Origin of the sequence: Roseateles sp. (genome assembly GCF_031397715.1) — a bacterium.
Classification (GTDB): Bacteria; Pseudomonadota; Gammaproteobacteria; order Burkholderiales; family Burkholderiaceae_C; genus Paucibacter_A.
Genome location: NZ_JANNMI010000058.1, coordinates 1 through 5,671, shown reverse-complemented (window position 1 = coordinate 5,671; position 5,671 = coordinate 1). Strand labels below are relative to the sequence as shown.

Here is a 5,671-nt window from a genome sequence, read left to right as displayed (position 1 = left end):
CGGGGTGGTCGGCAAGCCGGCTGTAGTTCTCGCCAATGGTCAGGGTTGACACAGTCGGCACGCGCTTGACGCCGATCACGCGGCTCTTGAAGCAACGCGACCCCGATCTGGCCATTGCGGCCGTATCGCGGCGGGTTCATGACTGGTCGGGTGGCACCCGCATCAGTGCCTGCCTGCACGAGTTCAACCAGCATTGGATGCGGCGGGTCTTGAGCAGCGACACGACCGTGCTGCTGATCACCGATGGGCTGGAGCAGGGCAGTGAGGCCGACCCCGCTTGCCAGCGCCTGGCCTTCGAGGCGCAGCGCCTGCGCCTGAGTTGCGAGCGCCTGCTCTGGCTGAACCCCTTGCTGCGCTTTGAGGGCTTCGAGGCCAAAGCGGCCGGGGTGCGCGCCTTGTTGCCCGAGGTCACGCAGCATTTGCCGGTACACAATCTGCTCAGCCTGCAAGAGTTGGCCAGCCTGCTTTCCAAACCACCAGCCCGACCATGAACCTAAGCGGACAAGAAACTCTCCCCGTCTCGCAAGCCCAAGCTTGGGGCGCCCTCAATGACGCCGACTTGCTCAAGGCCAGCATCAGCGGCTGCGAAAGCCTGGCGCTGATTGGCGACCATGAGTACGAGGCCTTGCTGACCGTGTCGATTGGCCCGGTCAAGGCCAAGTTCAAGGGCAAGCTGAAGTTGTCGGATTTGCAGCCGCCGAGCGGCTACCAACTCGCTTTTGAAGGCAGCGGCGGCGCGGCCGGCCATGGCAAGGGCGTGGCCCAAGTGCGGCTGGAGGCTGCGGGGCCGGCGCAAACGGTGTTGCACTACGAGGTGCAAGCCAGCGTCGGCGGCAAGCTTGCGCAGATCGGCTCGCGCCTGGTGGACATGGCGGCGCAGAAGATGGCGCGGGATTTCTTCGCGGCGTTCAATGCCGCTTTACAGCTGCGTTATGGGGTGGCGGCTGCGCCAGAGGTGGTGGCTGATGGGCCGCCCAGCAAGAGCCGGTGGCAGCTGCTGCTGGATTGGTATTTGGGCTGGTTGGGGCGGGTTTTTACGGGCAAGCTGTGAGGTCGAGTCGACCCAAACCGTGCTTGATAGCCTGTTTCGGCTGGTACAGCCGCACGCTGCAATGCCGGCCGGGCCAAAGCCGAGGCGCCAGCAGACAGGTTGGTCTTGTGGCCTGTTGCAAGACAGGGGAGCCAGGATCAAGGGGCGCTGGCTGGCAACACTTGCGCAGCAGCTTGACCTGCCGCAAGCGCCGCCCGCGCCGGCCTGACTAGACTGCGCGGCTCGAAATATCCTTTTTCGGCCGGCCGGCCGGCCGGCTCCGCTTTCGCCTCCGCCGGCCCGGGCCGCACCCCAGCATGGCGCAAACATTAGAAACAAAAACCCCGGAGCTGCTGCTCCCGGCCGGTGACCTCGACCGCATGCGGGCCGCCTTCGACTTCGGCGCCGATGCCGTTTATGCGGGCCAGCCGCGCTACTCGCTGCGCGCCCGCAACAATGACTTCAAGCTGGAGAACCTGCGCATTGGCATTGCCGAGGCGCACGCGCGCGGAAAAAAGTTCCTGGTCGCCAGCAATATCCTGCCGCATAACGACAAGATCAAGCGCTATCTGGCCGATATGGCACCGGTGGTCGAGATGCAACCCGACGCGCTGATCATGGCCGACCCCGGGCTGATGCTGATGATCCGCGAGCGCTGGCCCGAGATGACTATCCACCTCTCGGTGCAGGCCAATACGGTCAACTTCGCCGGCGTCAAGTTCTGGCAAAAGCAGGGTCTGAAGCGCGTCATCCTGTCGCGCGAGCTGAGCCTGGATGAGGTGGCGCAGATCCGCCAGGAATGCCCGGACATGGAGCTGGAGGTGTTCGTGCATGGCGCGCTGTGCATCGCCTACTCGGGCCGCTGCCTGCTGTCAGGCTACTTCAACCACCGCGACGCCAACCAGGGCACCTGCACCAATGCCTGCCGCTGGGATTACAAGCTTGGGCGAGCGTTTGAGGACGAGGCCGGTCAGGCGCAAGCGATCCAGTTCGATTTTCAAAAGGCCGTCAGCCAAGCCAACCAGGACTTCGCCACCGCCGGCGCAATCGAGCGCCATCCCTTGGCCGACCGGACCTATCTGATCGAGGAGTCGCAGCGCCCCGGCGAGCTGATGCCAATCCTGGAGGACGAGCATGGCACTTACATCATGAACTCCAAGGACTTGCGTGCGGTCGAGCATGTGCAGCGCCTGGTCGCGATCGGCGTTGACTCGCTGAAGATCGAGGGCCGCACCAAGAGCCGCTACTACGTTTCGCGTGCCGCGCAGGTCTACCGCCGGGCGATCGATGATGCGGTGGCCGGCCGCGCTTTCGACCCAAGCTTGTTGACCGAGCTGGACGGCCTGTCCAACCGCGGCTACACCAGCGGTTTCTATCAGCGCCACCGCAGTCAGGACACGCAGAACTATCTGGACGGCCACTCCAAAGCGCGGCGCAGCCAGTTTGTCGGCGGGGTGCGCAGCATTGATGAGCAGGGCTGGGCCGATATCGAGGTGAAAAACCGCTTCGAGGTCGGCGACCGGCTGGAGATCATTCACCCCAGCGGTAACGAGATACTTACCCTGACCGAGATGCGCGGCAAGGACGGCGCGCCGGTGACGGCGGCCGCCGGCAATGGCGTGGCGGTGGCTATACCGCTGGATGCGCGCTATCAAGGCGCCTTGATCGCGCGCGTCTTGCCGGCGGCGAGCCAGCCTGAGTAGCCGCCGTGCCTACTTCGGCTCACCCACATCGGTCATGGCTACAAAGCGATAGCTGATGTTGGACGGATCCTGTGCGCTGAATTGCAATTGTTCGATCAGGTACAAGGTCTTGCCCTGCTGGGCGACAAAGCGCCAGTAGCGCTCAGATCCCTGCGCCTTGCAGCTTGGAGCCGCTGCAGTCGGCATGCAGGGCTGGCCCTGCGGGTTCGTACCGCGGGCCATGTACAAGCGGCCATCGGCTTGCAGCGCCCAGAAGCGGCTATAGAAGCGCTCGCTCTCCGGCTGATCTATGCCTGAGCCGCTGATGGCGCTCATGCCATCGGCGCGCAAGGAGTAGAAGGATCCGTAGCGGAGGTGCGCATTCAAGTTGCCGCTCCAGCGCTTGGCGAGAGCTGCGGCGTCCAGGCTCACCGGGCTCGCCTTGACGGCCATGATCTCACTTGCCGCCAGCAGCTTGCCGCCTACCCGCTGCTCCATCAACCAGTGCTCTTCGCCCAAGGGGCCTTTGCCCATGCGGCGATAGCGGTAGTTGGCGTCCGGCAAGCTCAGCTCCAGTGCGCCGCCGACCAGTTTCCAGCCCACCTTGAGCCCGCCGCGCTCCATCTCCGCGCTGTCGGCACCGGTGATGCTCAGCATGTCCTGCGTTGACACGCCGGCCCGGCGTTGCTCGATGGTGGTAGGCGCGGCAATGGGTCCGGCCCAGCGAACTCCCATCGCAAAGTCTTCCGGTGTGAAGCCCTCCAGCGCCTCGTCCGCATAGCGGCGGATGGCAAAGGCCTGGGCTTCGTCCTCTTCCCTGAGTCCGGCCTTGGGGCCGCCCGCCGCAATCCGGTAGCCGGCCACCGCCAGCGTGGCCAAGCTGTAGCGCGCCGAGCCGGCCGCCATATCGGTCAGCGTGTAGCCGGTTGTCGCGACCTGAATCGTCCATTGCAAACCGTCCGGCCCGACCTCGGCGCTGTAACCCCCGTCCTCTAGTTCGGGGCTGTCGATCGTGACCATCACACGGCTGCCCGCCCGCGTCCATTTGGCCTTGCTGACCCGGTCGCTGACCACCTCGGCGCTGCCGTCGGGCTGCAGATTGAAGACATAGGCCGACTTGCTGGAGCCGCCAATGCCGTAAGCGTAGATCAGCGTGACGCCGGCCGTGCCGGTGCTGGCCGGCAGCGGCGGCGCTTGCTGCAAGGCGGCATCGTTCAGCAACGCGGCGCGCGTGGCCTCGAACTGCGGGCCATTGTCCTTGCGCTGCGCGCTGGCAAAGGAGGCCAGCGTGGCCGCCGCCGCCGCCAACTGCTGGGTGTTGTTGGCTTCGGCCGGCAGCGCGACGCCATGGTCGACCACCAGCTGGATCAACGCGGCGGCGTCCAGCACATCGTCGGGGTTGAGCTTGGCCGCTGCCTCACTCAGCCCCTTGTCGCTGGTCGGCGCCTTGCCGTCCGCACTGGCCTGCACCAGCAGGCCGGCCAGCGCCGTGCTCAGGTGGGTGATGCGCAGGGCCGGCGCCTCGGCTCCGGTCAGCTTGCCGGCCGTGGCGCGCTGGGCCAGTCCGGCGACTTCACCCGCCAGGCTGCTCAACATCACCTGGCTTTGTGGCCCGATACCGCTGGCGCTGAGGGTCAGGAAGTCGGTCGGCTTGGAAGTCTTCAGGGCGAGCGAATACTCACCCCGCTCGTTCGCATCGACGCTGACGCTGGGTTGCTCGCCCAGCGCGGCGGTGACCCTGGCCTTGGCGATAGGCCCGTCTGTGACCACGCCGGCCAGCGTCAAGCTGGCCTCAACCTTGAGCTTGACCACGGCCTCGCTCTGCGCGCTGCTGGACATGTCGGCGCTGCTGACGGCCAATTTGTAGCGCAGACTGTCCTCGCCAAAAAAGCCGGGATTCGGCGTGTAGACCAGCTCCTGGCCCGCCACGCTGACGCTGCCGTACTTGGGTTGCTCCAAGACGCTGAGCACGGCGGTACCGCCGCTGGACTGGTCATTGGCCTGTACGGAGAGCGTCTTGGCGGCGTTCCAATCGAGGCTGTAGTCATCGGCGGCCGCAGCGGCCTGGGCCGGCGCCAGCGGCTCCGGCGTATGGCTGTCGTCGTTGCCACCGCCGCAGCCGAGCAGCAGTAAAGTGCAGGCGCCGGCCAGGCAGCCGGCTTGAAATGAGCGCTTGTTCATCTGCATCTCCCGAGGGTTGGTGATGGATGGATTCAAGACGATCGGCGTGACCCTGTCATCACCCGTTTGGCTGATCCAAATGGTGGACCAAGGGTCGATCCGGCTCAGGCTTTCAAAAACTCCGCCTTCGCCCCCAGCCAACGCTCTACCTGTCGCCGCGCCGCCTGCGGATGCTTGTCCAGTAACTGCGGCGCTAAGCGGCGCGCCGCTTGCAGCAGCACCGAGTCCTCTTGCAGATCGGCGAAGCGCAGGAGTTCGGCGCCGCTTTGGCGTGCGCCCATGAACTCACCCGGCCCGCGGATATCGAGGTCGCGGCGGGCGATCTCGAAGCCGTCGTTGGTCTCGGCCATCGCCTTCAGCCGCGATTTGCCGGTGTCGGACAGCGGCCCGGTGTAGAGCAGCACGCAGACACTCGCGACCGCGCCGCGCCCGACCCGGCCGCGCAGCTGGTGCAGCTGGCTGAGACCGAAGCGCTCGGCATGTTCGATCACCATCAAGCTGGCATTGGGCACGTCGACGCCGACCTCGATCACCGTCGTCGCCACCAGCACGCTGATGCGTCCGGCCGTGAACTCCGCCATCACCGCCGCCTTGTCGGCCGGCGTCATGCGGCCATGCAAGAGCCCGACCACATAACCGTCTAATGCGGCGGACAGCTCAGCATGCGTTTCGGTTGCATTGTTGAGGTCCAGCGTCTCGGACTCCTCGATCAGCGGGCAAACCCAGTAGACCTGCGCGGCCTTGTTGGCGACCTCATCGCGGATCTTCTCCACCACAT

5 protein-coding genes are annotated in these 5,671 nt (G+C 65.6%); 3 read left to right on the top strand and 2 right to left on the bottom strand.

All coding sequences use genetic code 11. The features are described 5' to 3' along the window. The first annotated feature begins 65 nt into the window (after positions 1-65). The 3 genes from RMO57_RS02705 (at position 66) to yegQ (ending at position 2,733) form a co-directional block, all read left to right on the top strand. Positions 66-491 carry a VWA domain-containing protein gene (locus RMO57_RS02705; RefSeq protein ID WP_310383970.1) on the top strand — a complete coding sequence of 142 codons (426 nt, stop codon included), beginning with the start codon at positions 66-68 and terminating at the stop codon, positions 489-491. Continuing rightward, positions 488-1,051 (top strand): carbon monoxide dehydrogenase subunit G, encoded by a 564-nt coding sequence (locus RMO57_RS02700; RefSeq protein ID WP_310383968.1) that lies wholly within the window; start codon positions 488-490, stop codon positions 1,049-1,051. The genes RMO57_RS02705 and RMO57_RS02700 overlap by 4 nt, the downstream gene beginning before the upstream one ends. A gap of 296 nt (positions 1,052-1,347) precedes the next feature. Continuing rightward, entirely contained in the window at positions 1,348-2,733 is a 1,386-nt protein-coding gene (gene yegQ / locus RMO57_RS02695) for a tRNA 5-hydroxyuridine modification protein YegQ (protein WP_310383966.1), read from the top strand. Positions 2,734-2,742: 9 nt separating this feature from the next. Here the strand turns inward: yegQ and RMO57_RS02690 are convergent, their stop codons facing one another. After that, positions 2,743-4,893, bottom strand: a complete 2,151-nt coding sequence (locus tag RMO57_RS02690; RefSeq protein WP_310383964.1) for an Ig-like domain-containing protein — start codon at positions 4,891-4,893, stop codon at positions 2,743-2,745. Positions 4,894-4,997: 104 nt separating this feature from the next. Then, a partial coding sequence (locus RMO57_RS02685) for a helicase-related protein (protein WP_310383963.1) occupies positions 4,998-5,671 on the bottom strand: 674 nt, incomplete at its 5' end.